The organism is Sphingobacterium sp. G1-14 (assembly GCF_002196555.1).
Lineage (GTDB): Bacteria > Bacteroidota > Bacteroidia > Sphingobacteriales > Sphingobacteriaceae > Sphingobacterium > Sphingobacterium siyangense.
The window spans coordinates 1,439,272-1,461,546 of the sequence record NZ_CP021381.1; the positions used below are offsets into that span (position 1 = coordinate 1,439,272).

At 42.0% G+C, this 22,275-nt stretch carries 11 protein-coding genes; all 11 read left to right on the forward strand.

The genetic code is table 11. The annotated features are described in order from the left end of the window. The first annotated feature begins 148 nt into the window (after positions 1–148). The 11 genes from CBM24_RS06075 (at position 149) to CBM24_RS06125 (ending at position 22,218) form a co-directional block, all read left to right on the forward strand. Positions 149–646: a hypothetical protein gene (locus CBM24_RS06075; RefSeq protein ID WP_157698379.1), complete on the forward strand. Its 498-nt coding sequence runs from the start codon at positions 149–151 to the stop codon at positions 644–646. 352 nt (positions 647–998) lie between these two features. Next, positions 999–1,448 carry a nuclear transport factor 2 family protein gene (locus CBM24_RS06080; RefSeq protein ID WP_088160531.1) on the forward strand — a complete coding sequence of 150 codons (450 nt, stop codon included), beginning with the start codon at positions 999–1,001 and terminating at the stop codon, positions 1,446–1,448. Positions 1,449–1,676: 228 nt separating this feature from the next. Next, complete coding sequence (locus CBM24_RS06085) at positions 1,677–4,223, forward strand: tetratricopeptide repeat protein (protein ID WP_088160532.1); 2,547 nt, start codon at positions 1,677–1,679, stop codon at positions 4,221–4,223. A 452-nt stretch (positions 4,224–4,675) separates the two neighbouring features. Beyond that, positions 4,676–6,256, forward strand: coding sequence for a DUF4832 domain-containing protein (locus tag CBM24_RS06090; RefSeq protein WP_198386045.1), 1,581 nt, complete (start codon positions 4,676–4,678; stop codon positions 6,254–6,256). Between the two features lie 28 nt (positions 6,257–6,284). Further along, entirely contained in the window at positions 6,285–8,072 is a 1,788-nt protein-coding gene (locus CBM24_RS06095) for a glycoside hydrolase family 2 protein (RefSeq protein WP_088160533.1), read from the forward strand. An 86-nt stretch (positions 8,073–8,158) separates the two neighbouring features. Further along, the gene (locus tag CBM24_RS06100) at positions 8,159–10,924 is read left to right on the forward strand and encodes a sugar-binding domain-containing protein (RefSeq protein ID WP_232475695.1); all 2,766 of its coding nucleotides are present in this window, start codon (positions 8,159–8,161) and stop codon (positions 10,922–10,924) included. A 13-nt stretch (positions 10,925–10,937) separates the two neighbouring features. Next, entirely contained in the window at positions 10,938–11,708 is a 771-nt protein-coding gene (locus CBM24_RS06105) for a beta-galactosidase (RefSeq protein WP_088160534.1), read from the forward strand. A gap of 199 nt (positions 11,709–11,907) precedes the next feature. Then, positions 11,908–15,972, forward strand: coding sequence for a hybrid sensor histidine kinase/response regulator transcription factor (locus CBM24_RS06110; protein ID WP_198386046.1), 4,065 nt, complete (start codon positions 11,908–11,910; stop codon positions 15,970–15,972). Positions 15,973–16,101: 129 nt separating this feature from the next. Then, positions 16,102–17,280 carry a glycosyl hydrolase family 28 protein gene (locus CBM24_RS06115; RefSeq protein WP_157698380.1) on the forward strand — a complete coding sequence of 393 codons (1,179 nt, stop codon included), beginning with the start codon at positions 16,102–16,104 and terminating at the stop codon, positions 17,278–17,280. 283 nt (positions 17,281–17,563) lie between these two features. After that, entirely contained in the window at positions 17,564–20,560 is a 2,997-nt protein-coding gene (locus CBM24_RS06120; RefSeq protein WP_088160537.1) for a SusC/RagA family TonB-linked outer membrane protein, read from the forward strand. A gap of 17 nt (positions 20,561–20,577) precedes the next feature. Continuing rightward, the gene (locus tag CBM24_RS06125) at positions 20,578–22,218 is read left to right on the forward strand and encodes a RagB/SusD family nutrient uptake outer membrane protein (protein ID WP_088163465.1); all 1,641 of its coding nucleotides are present in this window, start codon (positions 20,578–20,580) and stop codon (positions 22,216–22,218) included. Positions 22,219–22,275 lie beyond the last annotated feature (57 nt).

Consider the following 22,275-nt stretch of genomic DNA (forward strand, 5'->3'; position numbering starts at 1 on the left):
GATCAATAGTGGTGTATCAGATTATTGTTATTTTTATTTATTATTGCTATCCGTCACATTGAAAAGCTATGCTCAAGAAGCATTTGAAGGGAAAATTATTTATCAAAATAGCTTTCAAAGTAAGAATTCAAGCGTCACTATTGAACAAATGAAGATTCTTCTAGGTGATAAGCAAGAATATTTTATTAAATCGGGGAATTATAAATCGTGCACAAATGGTGTCGGTATAACAATGCAGTTATATATTGGTGAAACCAATAGACATTACAATAAGACGAGCAGATCCGACACACTTTATTGGTTTGATGCCGATGTGAAATCAGATGCAGATATAAGTTATGAGCTCGTTAAGAATAAAGAGAAGATATTGGGGGAAGATTGTGATGCCTTGATTTTAAAGACGCAAGGTGGGCAGACAACCTATTTCTACACATCAAAGTACCCTGTTGATTTTACGAAGTATCAGATGCATAGTTATGGAAACTGGAACTACTATTTATCAAAAGCCAAGTCTGTTCCATTGAAAATTGTGGTCGATAATGAGCAATTCAAAATGGAATCGGTAGCTCAAAAGATAGAAGCGAGGGAACTTCCTGACGATTTTTTTGCAATATCAGTCGATACACCGATAAAGAAAACGAAATAAATCAACTTGGTCAGCAGACAGTAATCATTAATCTTTTGCTAGGCTTTTTATGCGGTGTGCGTATGCGAACAATCTATTTTGAAACTGTTCGTATGCGCACATTTTCTTTTTCGTAAAGAATCTTGAAAATGCCTTTAGATGTGCTAAGAGGCACAAATGTTCTTATTGTAGCCACTGGTATAGTATTTGGCATGCAGCAGCTAAGATGGTTGTTATATTCACCTTTACATTTCCGCCATTCACCGATATTCAAATATCGTTGGTCTAAAGTCCATAGGCCAGAGATATATTGAACTTTAGTTTTGGATCAACAAGTAAGGTATATAGACTAACAATAGAACAAAAAGATAGTATGAAAGCATTCGTAAAAACATTCACGGCAGCAGCTTTAATCTGCTTATCGTCAGTTGCCATGGCAGCTGAAAAACCAGCATCAAAACCAGAAAAAATTAGCATTAATCTTTCCACAGCAGACTTCGCTTTGCAGCATTATGTTGCTGTAACGACGGCTGGAGAATCTGTGGGTTTAGATCAATTATTTGCGGAAGATTTCAGCCAAAGGATCCAGGCTTCCAATATACAGACCTCCTACGGACGCCAGGCTTTGATTAAATCTTTAAAAAAACAGCAGGGAGAAATTCTGAACTGTAAAACGCATATCAAGATTGTCGAAAAATCCACAGATTATATGATTGCAAAAATTGTATTGAAATTTGACAGCTTTAGCATGACTGACCTAGTGACTTTAGTTTATGAGAATGGCAGTTGGCAGGTATCCAAGTCAGTCCATTCCTATCAGTAAGAACCACTCTTTTATTTTTTCTTCTTGGCTCCATTATTGTATAAATTCAGTTGCCGATAGAGCAATGGAATAGCGTGTTTTGTTCTAAATCGTTGAAACGAAGCAACTATGAGGTGTAAATTACCGAATGTGCTTGAAATTCTTTAGTTTTGAATACACTAGTTAGGGATAACCCTATGTCTCCTCGGCAAAGGAACGTTTGGAACAATTCAGAAATACGGACGAACAATGATATTGAAAGAAAGAATCGGTCACAATTACCTGAAATACCTGTTTACTGGTACGCTTTCGGCTTTGCTGGTTACAGGTTATGCGCAGGAAGTGGGGAAACAACAGAAAGAAAAGAAAGAGAAACAACAGCAACATAGTGTGCAAAGTGGCGGCGGGGAGGTTCAAACCATGGATTCCATTGATGTCGTACGCGATTACCGGCCTATGCTGGCCGATGCGGTCAAGGTGCGCCGCAGTCCGGATATGACGCATATCAACCGCGATGCTATCGAGACGGAGCTACGCCAGATTGCCACAGCCACCTATTTAGCACAGCAAAAATATAAACAGGCCTATTATCACGAATTGATGAAACGGCACCCAGACGCTTCGCAAAGTAATATCGATAATTATCGTATCAGCTATCTGGCTTACGGCGCTGGCGAATATAAAAGAGCGAGCGGTATGCTGGAGGCCATAAAACCTTCGGATGCCTTTTATCAGGGGGCGATCATGACATTGGGCCATATCGCTCTGGAGACTGGCGACAAGCAAGCTGCACGAAATGCTTTTGTCAAAGTGACAAAACTGGATTTAGACCAGCAAGTGAAAGCCGATGCGCTATTTAACTATGCTAAAATCTTGTTTGCAATGGACTCCACCCAAGCGGCACAAAAAGTCCTCGAGAAATATATCGCCCAAGAAGTGCAACCTGTCGATCCGGGTTCAAAAAGAAAGGAAAGTGCCGAAACACTATCCGCTGAAATCCTACGTGGGACCACCAACTTCCATGCTGGTGTTAGTATGCTGGAATCGTTAAAAGAGCGCGGTCGGGAAGTCAATGCGATCTATCAAAAGGTCACCTATTACCGCGGACTTGAGTTTTATAACGAGCGTGCTTTCGAAAATAGCATATCCATGTTTATGCGATCTGAAAAGTTTCCGGTCAATGCTGAAATGGCCGCTCTTGCGACCTATTGGAAAGCAGAGGCCATGTATGAAGTGCGCAAATTTGGTGAAGCCGTAGAAAACTTCTCCCAGTTTCTGAGCCTGCCCGTCGCTCGGAATAGCGACCTGTATAATTATGCAAATTATGGGCTGGCCTATGCGGCCTACCGAAACAACCGTTTTGAGTTGGCAGCCAATTATTTTGAACGCTTTCTGACTGCTGGAGGAAATGCGGTGGATCAAAATATACGCTATGATGTCATTGCACGTCTGGGCGATTCCTACCTGTGTCTGCGCGACTACAGCCGGGCCAACAAATACTACGATCAGCTGATCAACAGCAAAGCGCCCAATCAGGATTATGCCTTATTCCAGCGCGGTGTTTTATTTGGTCTGCAAGGCGACAATGAAACCAAGCTCAGTACGCTGCGGTCGGTGTTGAAACAATTTCCATCTTCGAACTATGCAGATGATGCGGCCTTTGAAATTCCCTATACTTATTTCACGATGGGTGATTATAGCCGTGCGATCGAAGGGTTACAGGCAATGGTCGAAAAGTACCCTCGTAGTAGTTATATTCCCCGCGCCTTAATGACCATAGGACTCGTGCAGTACAACAATGATGAGCCCGAAGCGGCGAAAGCGACTTTCCAGAAGGTGGTGGAGAAATATACCCGAACTGCTGAAGCCGAGCAGGCCATGCGTTTCATTGAAAACATCTACCTCGATCAAGGGGATGCTTCGAGCTATATTCGTTACGCTGTCGGTACCAATGTCAGTAATCTGAGTCCTGCAGAGCTAGATAACATGGCTTTCCAGGCGGCGCAGTCGCTATTCGCCAGGGGAGAATATGGGGCGGCTGTAGAAGCGATCAATGCCTATTTTGATAAATTTCCAAAACCCAGACAAGAAAAATTCGCCCGTTATATCCGTGGAGTGAGTTCGTACCGCACCGGGCATCCACAGGAAGCACTGCATGATCTGAATATCATCCTGAACGACTGGACGAGTAAATATTCAGAGAATACCTTGCTGACGGTTGCTGCGCTATATTTGGATCTTAAAGAATACAACGAGGCCATTGTACACCTCAAAAAATTGGAGCTCAACGAAGAATATAAAAAGAACTATGGCTATGCGGTAACGAACCTGATGGTGTGTTACTTCGAACTCGGCGATATGGAGCAAATGGCTAAGTATGTGAGTCTGGTCAAAAATTACAACGGGGCAACCGAGGAGGAAATAGCGAAAGCGCATTTGTACAGTGGAAAAGCTTTGTTGAAAGAGAAAAATGTAGCGTCTGCCATGAAAGAATTCAACCTGGCTGCGCTGAAGAGTCAATCGGCTATCGGCGCAGAAGCACGGTATCGCGTAGCGCTTTTGCAGTACGATAACAAGGAATATGATAAGGCGCTGGAAACAGCCTTTGATGTGATTAACAATAGGGAAGCGCAAGAATACTGGGTTGCCAAGAGCTTCCTGGTACTTGCTGATGCCTATGCGCGCAAAGGCAATGCTTTCCAGGCGAAGAGTACCTTGAAAAGTGTGATTGACAATTATGACAAAAACGATGATATCGTGCCTGCAGCGAAAGAACGCTTACAGAAGTTGAAGTAATACTTCTGAAAATTTGGCATACGCCAGATGTGATAGAATTTTTCATGTCTTTCGAATGAAGAGGATCGTATGGAACATGAACCTAAAAAGCCCGAGAACAATCGGGCTTTTTACATTAAGTAGACTGCTATAAATCTGATAAGAAACCTCCCTAATAATTATAAACGGTATAAAATCCAAGAAGAAGAGCTGTTTCTTTATCACTTAGTCTCCATAAGTGAATGATTTTATTCACATCGTCCTTCATAGCGGATTAAATCCTAATTTTTGTACAAAAACGAACCATTTCTGAACAAATCAATACCATAGCGGTAGCCTGTCGTGGCTAATTTTGTACCGTATCCCAATAAATCAGTTTTGTTGAATCAGCACACTAAATGATAAACTATAGAAGTCGCTGGCACAACAGGAATAAAATAACCAATAGACTTGAAAATATGTTCAAAAACGAAATGATAAACAAACAGCTATTCTCAAATTGGATAATAAATTTTTTTTTAACGCTTTTATTGTGCACTTCTGGATTGCTTGGTTTTTCTCAAAAAAATAAAGGGAAAAGCGGTTCGGGCAACACCGGGTATATTTTATTAAAGCCAAAATACGATGGTCATTCAGTCTTGCGCAATCCTTTAAATGGTTGGGTAATGTATGCTCCCCGTAATGCCGATGATACGTATTGGGATATCGAATATTTTGTGCCAGCATTGGGTAAAAAGGTAAAGGTCATTGATTATGCTTCGGCATGTTATGTACGCACGAGCTGGTCTTCGCTGAATCCCAGTGACGGTGTTTATGCCTGGGATGATCCAAACTCTAAAATAGGAAAGCTCCTTAAAGGCGCACAAACGAGAGGGTTGCCCATAGCGCTCCGTATTGTGGTAGATGGTCGCGACCAAGGTCAAAATACACCCAAATTTGTGTTCGACCTCGGAGCCAAATATTATTTGGAAAATGAAAATCATCCCGATAGGCAAACACCTTATCCTCAGGATGCGGTATTTAGAAAATACTATACCAAATTTATCACAGCTTTGGCCAAGGAATTTAATGATCCTGAAAAGACCTCTTTTATTGATGCCTATGGCTTGGGGAAATGGGGCGAAGCACATTATGTTGTTTATGAAGACCCCAAAATGGCGACACCCGAAAGTACTGAAAAAATAAAGGAAGAAACCCTGGACTGGGTGACCAGCTTATATGCTAACACATTTACAAAAGTTCCTTTGGTTATCAACTACCATCGTCTGGTCGGTCATCCCGAAAGTTGGGGCGCAGTCAACCCGAATAGTGAACGCTTATTGGATAAAGCTATTGATAAGGGGTATAGCCTTCGCCAAGATGCTTTTGGCATGACTGGCTATTACCAGAATTGGGAAAAGGATTTTGCCAAGAAATGGAATTTTAAGCGTCCTATCATTATGGAAGGAGGCTGGATTATTGCCCCAGGTAAGCACCGTTATTGGACAGACCCCAGTGGAAAATATAGAGAAGGTCATGATGAGGATGTGAGGAAAGGTGAGTTCGACCTGTCGGCCGAAGCCCATGTCAATATGATGGACTTTAGAGCTGGGGGAGAAACTGAATCCTGGTTTAAGTCCTTTGATTTGGTTCAACGGTTTATTACAGAAGGTGGCTACCGTGTATATCCAGACCAAATCAACCTCCCTCAAGATATCAAGTCGGGAAAGATAGCGCAAATCGCCCATCGTTGGCAGAATATGGGCTGGGGCTATTTACCTAATAATATTCCACAATGGAACTACAAATATAAAGTTGCTTTTGCACTGTTAGATGCCAATGGGAATGTTAAAAAGATTTTTGTAGATCGTCAGAGTGAACCGTCTGCTTGGTTGAAAGGTACTGCTGCGAGTTATAAATTAAATGCAAAAGTAGATCTACCTTCAGGGATATATAGCTGGGCAGTCGCCATTGTTGATACGACCAAGGAAAATAAGCCGGCAATTCAACTTGCCCTTGATGGAGATTTGACGGCTCAGGGTTGGACAAAGCTTTCGGCATTGCAGGTAAAATAGAAAATTTTATTAACAACTAACACCTATTATGATAAAGCTGATCAATCTATCTTTGATATTGTCCCTTTTTTTTAGCCTGATAACCTCCAACCTTGTTGCACAGCAAAATATGGCCAATGTGTATGGTAGGCGAGCTCAATCCTTAAATGGAAAGTGGGACGCTATTGTAGACTTATACGACCAGGGAAGAAAAAACCAAATCTATCTGAATAAAAAAGCCGAAAACAAGACTGATTTTTATGAATACGCTTTCGAGAATGGGCTCCGTTTAAATGTACCTTCAGATTGGAACAGTCAAATGCCTGAACTTAAATATTACGAAGGTACCATCTGGTATGGGCGTAAGTTCGATGTAGTGAAAGAAAATAACAAAAGGTTGTTCTTGTATTTTGCTGCGGTAAGTTACCGTTGTCACATATATCTCAATGGACAAGAGATTGCACAACATGAAGGTGGTTTTACCCCCTTTCAGATTGAAATAACGGATGCAGCTAAAGAAAACGATAATTTTTTGGCAGTTGAGGTAAATAATAGCCGGCAGGTTGATGCCATTCCGGCAATGGCCTTTGATTGGTGGAACTATGGCGGTATTACCCGAGATGTCTTTTTGGTCAGCACGCCAAAAGTTTTTATCGATGATTATTTTGTTCAATTGGACAAAACCAAAGCCGATAAAATCAATGCGAAGGTCAAACTTTCGGAAACGATGGCCAATTCCTCAGTAACTATTGAAATACCGGAACTACAACTAAAACAAACGCTTAAAACAGATGCTCAGGGGGAAGTAAAAACTTCATTCCTATCGAGAAAAATCAAACGTTGGTCGCCTACTGCACCTAAACTGTATAACGTGAAGATTTCAACGCGCGACGATCAAATAGAGGAGGAAATAGGTTTTCGCAATATTTGGGTAAAAGGGGAAGATATCTTCCTGAATGGCGAAGCTATTTTTCTCAAGTCCATTTCATTTCATGAGGAAATACCTCAGCGCAAAGGTCGTGCTTTTTCACAGGCCGATGCAGTGATGCTGCTTTCAGAAGCAAAAGCTTTGGGCTGTAATATGATTCGTTTGGCACATTATCCACAAAATGAACATATCGTGAGAATGGCCGAAAAAATGGGTTTCTTGTTGTGGGAAGAAATTCCCATTTGGCAAGGCATCGATTTTGAAAATGAATCGACCAAAGAGAAAGCCGGTAAAATGATGCGGGAAATGGTTGCTCGAGACAAAAATCGTTGCGCACTAGCTTTTTGGGGAGTAGCCAATGAAACCCAACCATCCGAGCCTAGAAATGCTTTTATCAGGCATTTGATTGCTACATGCAGAGGCATTGACACGACCAGGCTTATAACCGCTGCTTTTGATCTTGTTCGTTTCAATAAGGAGAAGGAAACCTTTGTTATGGATGATCCTTTTACGAAAGAATTGGACGTCGTAGCTGTCAACAAATATTTAGGCTGGTACCACTCCTGGCCAGTTTCTCCTGATAAAGCAGTATGGGATGTGGCAAGAGGCCAGCCTTTAATTATTTCTGAATTTGGAGGCGAGGCGCTGTATGGCAAAACGGGCGAAAAGGATGTCGTCAGTTCCTGGAGTGAAGATTACCAAGCGACTTTGTACAAAAACAACCTCGAAATGTTTAAGCATATTCCAAACCTGCGCGGAACTTCACCTTGGCTGCTATTTGATTTCCGTTCGCCGTTCCGTTTTCATCCGACCAACCAAGATGGCTGGAACCGCAAAGGATTGATCTCAGACCAAGGCTACCGAAAGAAAGCCTGGTTTCTGATGAAACATTATTATGATAATAAATAAGACTTCAATTACGAAACCGAGCTTAAAGAGGAGTACCACAGTGACACAATTTTTTCGATGCCTACAAAAATAATATACTGAAAAGAATGAAAGCACCTAAACTATCGAAACACAAAATGGATAAATACAGGATAAGCATTTATAAATACTTTAAAATGATGTGCCTAATGGGGCTTTTCCTGCAGGTAGCCTTGTTAAAGGCTCAAGATGCTATCGATTTATCAGGCACTTGGGGGTTCCAGACGGATGTGATGGATTTCCGTAGAGGCTCGCTGTCCCCCCGCTATAATCATCTTTTGCAAGAAACAATTAAGCTTCCCGGTATTACCGATGATTATCAGATAGGATATAAAAATCCCTATAAATATATCGACCGTTTGACCCGAAAATACGAATACATGGGACCGGCATGGTACCAACGTGATATTGAAATCCCTGCCGAATGGAAAGGGAAAAAAATATTCCTATACTTTGAGCGTACCCACTGGTTGAGTTCAGTTTTTATAGATACCAAGGAAGTCAGCAGTATCGATTATGTAAGTGTACCCCACAACCACGATCTGAGCTCATTTGTAAAGCCCGGAAAAAAGCATCGCATGACCATTTGTATCGATAACCGGTTTCAGTATAACACACACAAATGGAACCATGCGCATACTGAATTTACACAGATTAACTGGAACGGTATTCTAGGAGAAATAAAGCTGCTGGCCATAGACCCAGTTTATCTGGAAGATCTTCAGGTATATCCAAATATAGCCGATCAGTCCATAAAAGTAAAATTACGGGTAAATAATGCGACCAAAAAACAGGTAAAGGGCAAAGTGTCTTTCGTCATCGAGGGAACAAATTACAGCCTTAAGGATGAAGTTGCATTGGTAAGTACCGATTCGGTGACCTTCGTAGAGACCACTATTCCATTAGGTAAGCATATCAAATTGTGGGATGAGTTTAACCCAAACCTCTATCGTATAAATTGTCAACTGAATACCTCTGACGGCAAAAACAGCTATCGGCATGAAAAGGCTACCACCTTTGGTATGCGTGAAGTAAAACAAGGAAAAAACCATGTACTGCTCAATAATCGTCCCATCCATTTAAGAGGCAATGTAGAAAATGCAGTGTTTCCAAAAACAGGCCATGCTCCGCTCGACGATGCCTCTTGGGAACGAATCATGGTGCTGATGAAGACGTATGGCATGAACCATTTACGATTCCATTCATGGTGCCCGCCGGCGGCGGCCTTTCGCATGGCAGACAAACATGGAATATATTTTGAAGTGGAAATGCCTATGTGGGGCAAAGATGCCGAACCCGACGAGTCCAGATATAACTTCTTCCGTAGGGAAATTAAAGCTATTTTAAAAGAATATGGCAACCATCCTTCTTTTGTTCTGTACTGCAACGGAAATGAAATTACCGGGAATTTCGACTTTATCGAGGAGCTGACTGCCGAAGGCAGAAAAGCTGATCCCCGCCATCTTTACAGCGGTTCTACGGCAAGAACACGGGTTAAATCAGATCAATATTACGTTTCCCAGCAAACCAATAAAGGGCCGGTGAAGGTGTACGAAGGTCTGCCCGGTACCGATTGGGACAAGAATTTGGAATCTGATGTCGATGTGCCCGTCATTTCACACGAGTCAGGGCAACGTTGTATTTATCCAAATTTTGATGAAATAAAGAAATATGCCAACAGTCCCGTAGAGGCCCGCAATTTTGAAGTATTTAGCGATCTATTGCAAAAAAATGGCATGCTGGACCAGGCAAAGGATTTCTTCAGAGCATCTGGTGCGCTGACCGTGCTGGAGTACAAAGCCGTGATTGAAGCCCTGTTACGATCGGGTAAATCTGCCGGATTTCAGCTTTTGTCGATGAACGACTTTCCGGGACAAGGTTACGCACCCGTGGGGATATTCGATCCTTTTTGGGATTCGAAAGGATTGGTTACAGCAGAAAAATTCAGGGAGTTTTGCGCGCCAACAGTCGCTCTACTACGCTATAACAAAAGCAGTTTTTTCAACACAGAAACATTTAAGGGTAAAGCCGAGGTATATAACTTTAGCAATTCTGCACTTGAAAATGCGAAAATTAAATGGTGGTTGACCGATACCGCTGGTAACGTATTGAAAAAGGGAACGCTGAAAAAGCAAACCATTGCCAAAGAAAATGTATCGCCGGTAGGTGAATTTGAGATTTCCCTGAAAAACATCGGCACCCAAAAAGTTACGGTTCATCTTGCGGTGAACGATAGCATTAAGAATAGCTGGGACATTTGGGTATATCCAAAGCATCAACATCTGATGCAATCTACAGCAAATGTGTTGTACACCGATGTCTACGATGATGTTGCAAAAAGGCAGTTGGCCCAGGGCAAAACCGTGGTTCTTTATCCTTCGCCAGACCAGGTAAAAGGTCGAAAATCACTGTTTCACAATCATTTTTGGAATCCCATTATGTTTGCATGGGCACCGATGACCATCGGCAACCTGGTCCATCATAAACAGGCCATGTTTAAGGATTTTCTTACTTCATACCATACCGATTGGCAATGGTGGGATATCCTAAACCATGCAAAAGTAATCGAAATGCAACATGCACCACAACAACTGCGTCCCTTTATACAGGTCATCGACAGCTACGACAACAACCAGAAATTGGGCATTGGTTTCGAAGCCAAAATGAACGGCGGGAAACTGCTAGTATTGGCATTGGATACCAAAAATGATATGGATAACCGTCCCGCTACCCAACAATTGTTGTACAGTATCGATAATTATGTAAAAAGTGAGAAATTCTCGCCGCAAGTGGCCGTAGAAGAGACCTTTATTCAGTCATTTTTAGAGAAATAAAAAGGATTAAACGATGATAAGAACAATGATATTGTCTATGATGACTTTTCTTTGGGGTCAGATCCTCATAGCACAGGAAATTAGGTTAGAAGAGAAAGCATCCGTAAACCAGGTCTATAATAAGACTGTCGAGGCAGGAAATGCATTATCTTTTAACGATTTGGACATCGAATCGGGCTATGTACTTTATCAGACCGAGATAAACTCTGATGCCGAAAGCGAAGAGCTGGAATTGGAAAACGTACGCGATTATGCCGTGGTCTATGTCGACGGTAAGGTGCAGGGTAGCCTGACAGATAAGAGTAAAAAACTAGCCATCAAAGCAAATCCAGGCAAACACTTGCTTCAACTTTATGTCGAGAATATTGGTCGGATCACTTACGGACCAGAAATTACAGATAATTCAAAAGGGCTATTTGGCACCATTACTTTAGATGGAAACGACCTTCAAGACTGGAAAATGATCCCCTTAACGGTGCGTAATTATCCACTGAGGGATTTGGTTTTTGAACAAAGACCAGCTAATGACAGCCCCGGTTTTTACAAAGGTCAGTTCGAACACAATCTGTCCGGAAACAAGTATCTTAATATGACAGGATGGGGAATGGGCGAGGTCTGGTTAAATCAAAAATATTTGGGATCTTACTGGGAGGAAGAAAAACAGCAGTCGATATTAATTCCTTCGGCGGATTTAATACCCGGAAAAAATGAACTTGTAATCTTCGAACTCAAAAATAATCAGCAAAAGAAGATAAGTTTGTCCCCAACGCCTGTTTTTAAGTAAATTGGTACTGTTGGCTTCGCATGGAGCTGAACAGTTGAAAAAGAGCTAAGGCCAGAATTTCGACGAAGCTCTTTGCCTAATAGTATGATAATCGAAGTTTATAGAACCACTAATCAACAATTAGCTTCAGGTATTTTGATTGTAACTGGCACGCGTAAATCTTGGATTGAAATTTAAACAGCTTTAATAGCATCGGTAAATGAATAAATACAGTCTGATAATTTGTTTCCTCATTTTTTGGGGGCAATGTGTTCTCGGTATCGATCTTTCGAGGTATAGATTTCATTTGATGCCCGAAACTTCCTATTATGGCGGTATACAGAGCATCGCAAAAGATAGTTTAGGACGTATTTGGTACACGGGACCCGATGCGCTCTTCATGTACGATGGCAACAGTTTTTATCAGTTAAATGATATCGTCTCTGCGATCAAACCAGCACAAAAATGGGGTTATGGTTCTTTAATTCGGGATAAAAAGGGAAATCTGTTTCTAGCTTCTGGGCAAGGCTTATTAAACTTCGATTACGAACGGTTTTCTTTTCATGTCGTGGTTCCCGGAATGATCCGTTCGCTTTGTGTACATAGTGATGGTCAGGTTTACATGCTGTCAGACAATAGCATACTACGCTATAATCCGCAAAATAAACAGACAGAAAGCTTTTTATTGCCCAAAAACAAGTCTTTCCAAAATATATTGAGTGCTAAAGATCACGTGTTTCTAAGCCAAGGTGCTGTTGTGTATCAAGTTGAAATGACGAAAAAACGCTTAATCCAGTTTGCGGATTTTGGTAGTACGACAAATCAGGTGAACGATGCGGTTGCGTATGGGGGCTTATATTACTTTTTAACACAGCGAGGGGGAATCCATGTAACGGATTTGACAGGTACCTTAAAACAGAAGATCCCGGTAAGCGTAGCGGGAAATTCATCTGTTTTAACCAAAAAACTTTATCTGGACCAAACCGGCATAATCTGGGTGGCTACACAGGCCGGATTATTTTTTTATGATCCCGCGACTGAAAGTAGCAGTGCCTTACGGATGAACCTGAACGATGCCTATTCATTACCTAATAACTCGATATGGACGATTTATCCAGACCCGGACCAAGGGGCCTGGATAGGTACTTACGGTGGTAAAATAGCTTATTGCTCGCTTTACGATTCCCGAGTGCGTTACTTCAAGCCCAGCCCAGGGGGACTCAATCACCCCATAGTCAGTAGTTTTCAGGAAGATCATCTGGGAAACATATGGATCGGTACCGAGGGGGGAAGCTTGAATTACTGGAATAGAAAAAAGGATCAGTTTACCCCCCTAGAAAAATCGCAGGGTAGTTCGTCAAGTCCCCATATGATTAAACGCCTGAAATTTGACCGAATGAGCAAAAAACTGTTGATTTCAGCCTATAACGGCGGTATTGGCAGTTATGATGTAGACAATCAGCATTTCAGCAGTTTCAATTTCCGCTCTCCGGAGAGCCAGCAACCACTCACCGTTTATGATTTTGTAAACGATAAGGAAGGCACCTGGTGGATGACAGATCCCGATAAATCATTTTTATATCGAAGGAAGCCTCTGGGTTCTATAGAGATGGTGAGCGTCCTTAATGCGCAGGGCAAAAAAATGGAACTCGAAGTCGAAGCATTATATGTGAATAACCAAGATCAGCTCTGTTTAATTAGCCATCAAGGATTTTTTGTTGTAAATCCCCATACCTTAAAGGTATTGAAGCACTACGTGCTCAAAGATGCTTCCTATTCAGCAAATTACCTGTGTAGTTATACAGCGACTTCAAATGGCGAAGTGTGGTTGGGAACATTGGGTAAAGGCGTAAATGTACTCAGAAGAGATGGGACATATGTCAACTATAGTGTAAATAACGGATTTCCGGCGAAAATGGTATTTGGCATATTAGAAGATGTTGCCACGAAAAATATCTGGTTAAGTACCAGTGATGGTCTTTTTTGTTTCAACTGGAAGTCCAGTAAATTTGAGAAAGCGAGATTTTATCAGGAAAATAACATTGGTTCATTTTATATTCATGCCGCTTACAAAACTTCCAGGGGTGAAATGCTGTTTGGTGGTACCAATGGATTTCTACTTTTCGATCCGGCGTACCTCAATAAAAATCTGCAAAAACCGAAAGTTTTCTTTACAGGATTTCTGGTCAACAATAAACTCGTGAAACCAGCGGATGGCTCATCAGTTTTAACGAAAGACATTGGTAGTCTTTCCAATCGAAAAGAAGACAAGATAAGGCTCTCCAGTAGCCAGTCTAATGTAGAAATTAAGTTTTCGGCAAATAGTTATCTATCCGCAGAGAAAAACCAGTTCGCTTACCGGATGTTGGGGCTTGGTGAAGACTGGCAAATCAGTCATGCCAATCAGAAATCTGTACAGTTTCTCAATCTTCCAGGCGGAGATTATACCTTTGAAATCAAGGCTTCCAACAATGATGGGCTATGGGGCGGTCAAATTTCACGATTATATATTCATGTCGATCCACCATTTTTCTTGTCGTGGTGGGCTTATTGCTGCTATGCAGCACTTGTTTCTGCTCTGCTCTTTTTCATTATGAGATATTACAGCAATAAAAGAGTGTTTAAAGAGCGATTAGCACTCGAGCGTTTAAAAGAACAGAATATGCAAGAGCTGAACCAGGCGCGTACCGACTTCTTTACCAATATCTCACACGATTTAAAAACACCGCTAACCCTGGTTTTACAGCCGCTTAAGCAACTCAAAGATACGATTGTGGCCAACGATACTGCTTTGGTCTACATGGATTTAATAGAGAAAAATGTATCTAGAATACAGCGGATGATTAGCCAATTACTGCGCTTTCGCGAAATAGAAAGCCAAAAAATTACACTCAATCCGCAGGTTGGTGATTTTATCAATTTTGTAAGGGATATATTTAGCCTTTTTGAACTCTATGCCAATAAAAAAGGTGTTGAAACCAATATTTCTGCGTACAAGGACAATTTATATGTGGCCTTTGACTATGATGTTATCGAAAAAATATTGACTAATCTGTTTTCCAATGCCCTAAAATATACACCAGATAATGGGTATGTGGGCGTACGTATCTATAGTGCAACGGCAGAAGAAAAAGAACGGTTTCCTTCGTTAAATCCGACGGAAATCGAATACATCTCCATTGAAGTTATAAATACCGGCGATTGTTTTTCTGAAGAACAGATCGCGACGCTTTACACTTCTTTCAACCGCTTATCTTCTCATCGGCCAACTTTTGAAGAAAGTTCAGGACTTGGACTTGCCATTGTGAAAGAACTGGTAGATGTGCTGGAGGGTAAAATATGGATGGTCAATAAGACCGATAAAATTTCATTTACCATTTCACTACCGTTAAGGAAACAGGCCGGGGCAGGCGATATGCAGCCTAACGTGTATGATTATACCGTTTCTGAAATCGACGATATTATCACGCAGGATACTGCAGCCCCAGAAACAAGATCGATCCCTATAAAAAAGACAGATAATATCCTGCTCATTGAAGATGACCAACAGCTGCGTGTCTATCTGGAGCAGCGTCTGGCCGAAAAATATAATGTATATACAGCAAGTGACGGCGAAGAAGGCTTAATTAAAGCCGAAAAAATTTATCCGCAACTTATTATTACCGATTTGATCATGCCAAATCGCAATGGCTTGGAAGTATGCCGTAGCCTTAGACAAAATTTTAAGACTAGCCATATTCCTATTATTATGATTTCGGGTACGGGAGATGACAACCAGCATAAAATAAAAGCATTGGAATATGGCGCCAATGTGTTTATTGATAAACCGTTTCATGTCGACTATCTGTTGCAACAGACCGAAACCATTCTAAGAAATCAGCGGGAACTAAAAGAAAAATACAGCAAACACGTTCAGGTAGATCCCTCCAATGTAACCGTTACCTCCATGGACGAGGAACTGCTGATTAAGGCCATTCAGGTCATTGAAGAAAATATTGACAATGCCAGTTATTCCGTAGAAGATTTTGTGGCTGATATGAACGTAGGCAGAACCATTCTCTATCAAAAAATACATGATATTGTGGGAATGTCTATCAAAGAATTTATTTTGAATATGCGACTGAAAAGAAGTGCTTATCTGTTAGAAAAATCGGATTTGACGATAGCTGAAGTTGCTTACCAAACCGGGTTTAACAATGCCAAATACTTTAGCGTCTGTTTCAAAAAACAGTTTGAACTGAGCCCTTCAGAGTTTAAGAAAAAGGTTTCCAGTGGAAAGAAATAAAAATACAGCCAATAGTTTACCGATTTACCCTTTCAGATAGGAGGAAGGCAATTCTATATTTTTGAAATCCTAACGATCATGAAAATGACAATTTTTAGAAAAACGTTTCTGCTTACATATTGCTTTTGCTTGTTTAACGTAATTTATCTGACAGCGGCTGTCGCCCAAAAGGTAGATGAGACGTCGATCAGCCCCAATAAATACAAGAGTGGTTCCCAGTCAGAACGTATACAAAAAGCCATAAATGAAGCAAAAAAGTCGACTGGGAAAGTAGTGATCCCTAAATACGATGCGGTAACGAAAAAAAGTGTCTGGCTCATCGATCAGGCCATTTTGCTTCCGGGCGATTTTGAACTTGAATTGAATAACTGTACCATTAAGCTATCGGATAAATGCCGGGATAATTTTATTCGTTCGGCAAATGCAGGGTTGGCAATTAAAGATATAGCACCCACAAAGAATATCAAGATTATCGGAAAAGGAAATGTTCTTTTAGAAGGAGCTGATCATCCCAGAGCTACCGGTGACCATAATAAAATCTTGTCCTTAAATCCCAGCGGATTTGGACAATCTTATGGTACAGATGCAGGTAAGCCCGGAGAGAATCAAAAAGGTGGATGGCGGAACCACGCCATTATATTGGTTCACACTGATGTATTTGAGGTTAGCGGCATTACATTAAAGGATTATCATGGGCATGGACTGGTATTGGAACGCTGTACAAACGGTAAGGTAAGCGATATTACTTTTAACGTAAGGCAGGCCGTCACTGTTGATGGAGCAGACAAACAGATCTTAAATCAAGACGGCATGGGCGTACGTTTTGGCTGTAAAAATATTCTTATTGCAAATTGCAAAGGTAAAAGTGGTGACGACTTTATTAATATAGGATTAACAGACACCGGGGTGGGAGCAGGCGAAGAAAATGTCAATGTAGTCAGTGGTTCGATATATCGGGGCGAAATCGACAACATTTCAACTATTTATCTTCAGAACTGGCAGGACTTCTATTCAATTTCACACCGATCCATACGGATTATGCCTGTGGGTAAACTTCGTATAAGTCATGTTTTTATCGAGAATATGGTCATCAGTCCGCTAGCAAAACAAGGTTTGGTGGTCGAGTATGGCGAGCATGTGCAGGGCTTATTTGTAAGAAATTTAATCAGTCATCAACCGATAAAAGCCAAAGGTATCTCGCAGGCCAGTTTCCGCGATATCATATATAAAGGTCAGGGTGAAGCTATCGATGTGCAACCAAGCGATACCGTTATCCTAGATCATCTAATGTGTATAAAAAACGAATAATAAAGCGCTTCTAACCTCCATTTTACAGCGAAAAACACATGTTTTTGCCTTTTGTACAAAATCAAACCATTTTCGTACAAAAACGAACCCTACGAATTGGTGATGATAATAGTTTTGTCTTAACCAATTTTAAAAAAGCAAAATATGTGTATGAAAATTCCTCCCGACCAGGTGATTAGGCTCACGCAGGGTAATCCGAACTGACCTATATTAAACTCATATTCTTTACGAGAAAGGGAAAGTAAAGAACGCAAGTAAATTTTAAACTAACCATTATAAATCAATGATACAAAAGATACATATCTGGCTCAGGAGCTGGATAATGAGTGCTACCCTATCGGTGGTAGCGACTAATTATGCTTATTCGCAAGCAACAGATCAAATAAATGTCAAAGGTCAGGTCACCAATGATGCAGGAGAAGGCCTTAAAGGTGTTTCGGTCATGATTAAAGGGGCGAAAACCGGTGTTCAGACAGATGCAAATGGCCGTTATACCATTCTGGCGCCACGCACGGCTACGCTACTTTTTACCTACATCGGTTTCAATAGCCAGGAATTAGAGGTCAATCCATCAGGAATCATCAATGTGAAGATGTCAGGAAATAATGTCCTGGATCAGGTTGTGGTCGTAGGGTACGGTACAGCCAAGAAGAAAGATTTGACGGGAGGTTTGGCCGTGGTCGGAAAAGAGCAGTTAAGCATGGTATCTACCTCAAATCTGATGGATCGCTTGGTGGGGCAGGTGGCCGGTTTCTCCATTACGACCGGAGAAGCTGCACCCGGAGCGTCACAGACCCTGTTGATACGGGGTGAAAATTCGATATCGGCCAACAATAGTCCATTGATTATTTTAGATGGTATTCCCTACAGCGGATCCCTGGCAGATATCGATCCTAACAACGTCGAAAACCTTTCGATCTTAAAAGATGCCTCCGCTTCGGCTATCTACGGTTCGCGTGCGGCCAATGGGGTTATTCTGATACAAACAAAACGGGGGGCGTTGGGTAGAGCTCAGGTAAACTATAAAGGTTTGATCGGCATGGCCGAGCCTATGCAACGCATCAATGTCATGGGGCCAAATGAATATATCCGCTTTCAACAAGATATTGCCCGAATTAGGCAAGGCTATACTGGAGCGCTATTGGATCCTATCGCCGGGGATATTATTAGCGTAACAGAGCGCGGTAATTATGCGAAAGGCATTACGAACAATTGGCAGGATTACGTCTTTCGAAAAGCCATGACCATGGATCATCAGCTGAGCATTTCAGGTGGTACAGAGAATACAAAATATATGGCTGCCCTTGCAGCTTTGGATCAAGAGGGTGTGGTATACAATTCTAAGTTGTCCCGTTTAAATATAACCACCAATGTGGACCAGACTTTTAATAAATGGTTAACCACTGGTGTTGGCCTGCAATATACCCGAAAAAGCGACGGTGGTATTACGCCAAATTTGGAACATGCCATAAAACAAAGTCCTTATGGAAGCTATAAAGACGAATCGGGGAAGTATGTGCCCGAGCCCATGGAGTATTCATTGATCGTCAATCCGATGCGCAACGTCAATGCGATTCAGGATAGGTATAATAACAACTTCTTTCTTTCGGGCTATGCCAATATTTTGCTGCCGGTGGAGGGGCTTTCCTTACGATCAAATTTTGGTTATAATTATCGGAACGGATTTACAGGAACCTATTACGGGCGCAACACCTTTGAAGGCCGGGATCAAGGTACGCAAGCCGGAGGTAGTGCTTCCATTAACAATTCCAACTATAACGATTATACCTGGGAAAACCTGCTCAAATACGAGCGGCAGATTGGCGATCATCGTTTTGATGTGACGGGTTTATTCAGTATGCAAAAAACGAAAAGCTGGTCAACAGCCCAGAGCGGAGCTGGTTTTGTAACCGATGACACCGAATACTTTATGATCGGTTCGGCCAGCCGTCTAGTTTCCAATAGTGCTTCGTTGTCAGAATCAGCTATGCTGTCGTATATGGGCAGGATAAATTATGCCTACAAAGGTAAATATCTATTAACCTTGACAGGACGTACAGACGGAGCCTCGGTATTTGGTATCAACAATAAATACGCATTCTTCCCTGTGGCGGCGGCAGCATGGCAAATTGGAGAAGAGCGTTTTCTGAAAGATAACGTCAAATGGCTGGACATGCTGAAAATCCGTCTTTCTTACGGTGCCAACGGTAACCAGGCGATTACACCCTACCGCACCTTAGACCGCCTATATTCCAATGTAAAATATATCTGGGGCGATGATGGTACTGCCGTTACGACAGCCTATTTGGCCGGTGATGGTGTGGGGAACCCTAATCTGAAATGGGAAACCACCTATTCGACCAACCTGGGGCTTGACTTTCAGTTGTTTAATAATAGATTGGGCGGTACTATTGATGCTTATATCTCTAAAACGAAAGATTTGCTGATGACCCGTACTGTACCTATCATGAATGGGTATAACCGAATTTGGGACAATATCGGCGCTACCCAAAATAAAGGTATTGAGGTCACCTTAAACTCGACGAACGTTAAAGGAGAAAATTTTCAATGGAATACGACCGCCGTGTTTTCCTTAAACCGCGATAAAATTGTCGAGTTAAGAGGGGATGGTATCGATGATATTGCCAACAACTGGTTTATTGGTCAGCCATTGAGAGTGTTCTACGATTATAAAATGATCGGTGTATGGCAGAATGGTGAAGCCATTACTGTTGATGGGGCAGCTCCCGGAGCCGCTAAATTGTACGATCGCGATGGCAATGGAAAAATAGAAGCCAGTGATCGGGTAGTCATCGGGTCTAAAAACCCACGCTACACTGCTTCTTTAGCCAACCGGTTTGCTTACAAAAATTTTTATGCATCAGCTTTAGTGACCGGTGTTTTTGATGTATGGCGCGATGATCACATGGCCAATCTTGGTGCTTGGACTTTTGGAATTACCAACTATGTACACGATGCCAATTATTGGACGCCGGAGAATCCTAATGCGACGATTGTTTCGCCGGGCTATCTCAATCCATTGGGACACGGCTATTATAAAAAGGTGAGCTACGTACAGGTGAAGAACATCACCTTTGGCTATAAGTTGCCACACAAAATTGCTAAAAAGGTAGGTGTAAATGGTATTGATGTAAATGTCAGCGTCAACAATCTCAATACGATTTCTAATATCAGGGAGGTACTCAATTACGACAACAGCTGGATGGCCTCTTATCCAACAGCACGATCGTACATGTTTGGCTTAAATGTAAACTTCTAATCGAATAGGACATGAAAATGAAAAATATTATCACAACAAGTTTGGGACTTATCGTATTGTTCACCTTAGGAGGCTGTAAGAAGTTTCTGGAGGAAGAACTGAAAACTGAACTGGCGCCATCCAATACCTATACCAGCACTTACGGTTTCGAAGTGGGGAGCGCTGGTCTATATACGCTCACACGTTCAGAATACAATACCTATGGCGAAGGTGGTGCTTTTATTCACAATGGTGCCTGTCCATACGAAGCCTTACAGGTCTCTACAGATATCGCCGATGCCATTAATAGCGATGGCTCTTTGACGGCTTTTGCAAACCTTACACTTACTGCTTCCGAGCGTTTTGTGGGTACTTACTGGAACTGGGCTTACAACCTCATTTCATCGGCAAACCTGATGCTGGTTTATTCCGAAAAAAATACCAATTGGGATACGCCCGCGGATAAGGCACGTTTTCAGGCTGAAGCCCGCTTCTTTCGGGCTTATGCTTACCGCACCTTGGTTTATCTCTATGGCGATGTACCCTATGTGGAAACTATCCTGTATGATTTTCAGCTTAATTTTACCCGTACACCAAAAGCTGAAGTTATTGGACATATGGTAGACGACCTGAAGTTTGCCGTGGATAACCTGCCTACCAATCCAGACGGCGTCAAAGAAGGAAAGCTGACCAAATGGGCAGCGAGCCACTTACTGAGCGAAATCTATCTGCTGCAGGGCAATCATGCCGAAGCAGAAAAGGCCGCATTGGCGGTCATCAATAGCGGTTATTATAACCTGATGAAAAACAGATACGGCGTGAATAGCAGCAAACCAGGCGATGTATTCAGCGATTTATTTCTGGAAAATAATCAAAATAGGAAAAGCGGCAATAAAGAAAGTATCTGGGTATTGCAGTTCCAGTTTAACACGATCGGCGGTGGTACCAATTCAGATGACTGGACCCGCCGGGCTTGGATACCCAATTACTCGACCATTACGGGATTTGTTTTGGCTGACACCTTGGGCGGTCGTGGTATCGCACAATTAGTGCCTATGAAGTGGTGGGTAGGTACTACAGGTACCAATGCTACAGGCAATGTCGCTGGTATTTTCGAAGCAAATGATATCCGTAATTCAGGTTATAACATTAAACGCAACTGGTACTACAACAACGCGAATGAGGCCTCGCTATACGGTAAAAAAGCCAATATTACCGAGCAGACCTGGTTTACGACAAAAAGCTTATTTCCAGCGATTACAAAATTCTTTTACGGACGTACTGAAAATTTAAGTTTGACCGGTAGTTATAAAGATCGTATGAAATTCCGTTTGGCTGAAACCTATCTGTTGCTTGCTGAAGCCTATTTGGGACAAAATATGCCAGATAAAGCCGCGCAAGCCGTCAACGAGGTGCGGAAAAGAGCCGGAGCATCCGAAATCACGGGCGCGCAGATGAATATGGATTTCCTGCTCGATGAGCGTATCCGCGAATTAGTTGGCGAAGAAAGCAGAAGGTTTACCTTGGTGCGCACTAATACCTTGGTAGAGCGTGTCAAAAAGTATAATAATGCGATAAAGGATAAAATTACGGACAACAATATCTTATGGCCTATTCCACAGGTGATCAGGGATGCCAATACTGGGGCGCCGTTCCCGCAGAACCCAGGTTATAATTAATGGTAGCGGGAAGCTGTACGAATAGCATTTGAATTTTCGGCAGCTTCCCAACCCGAT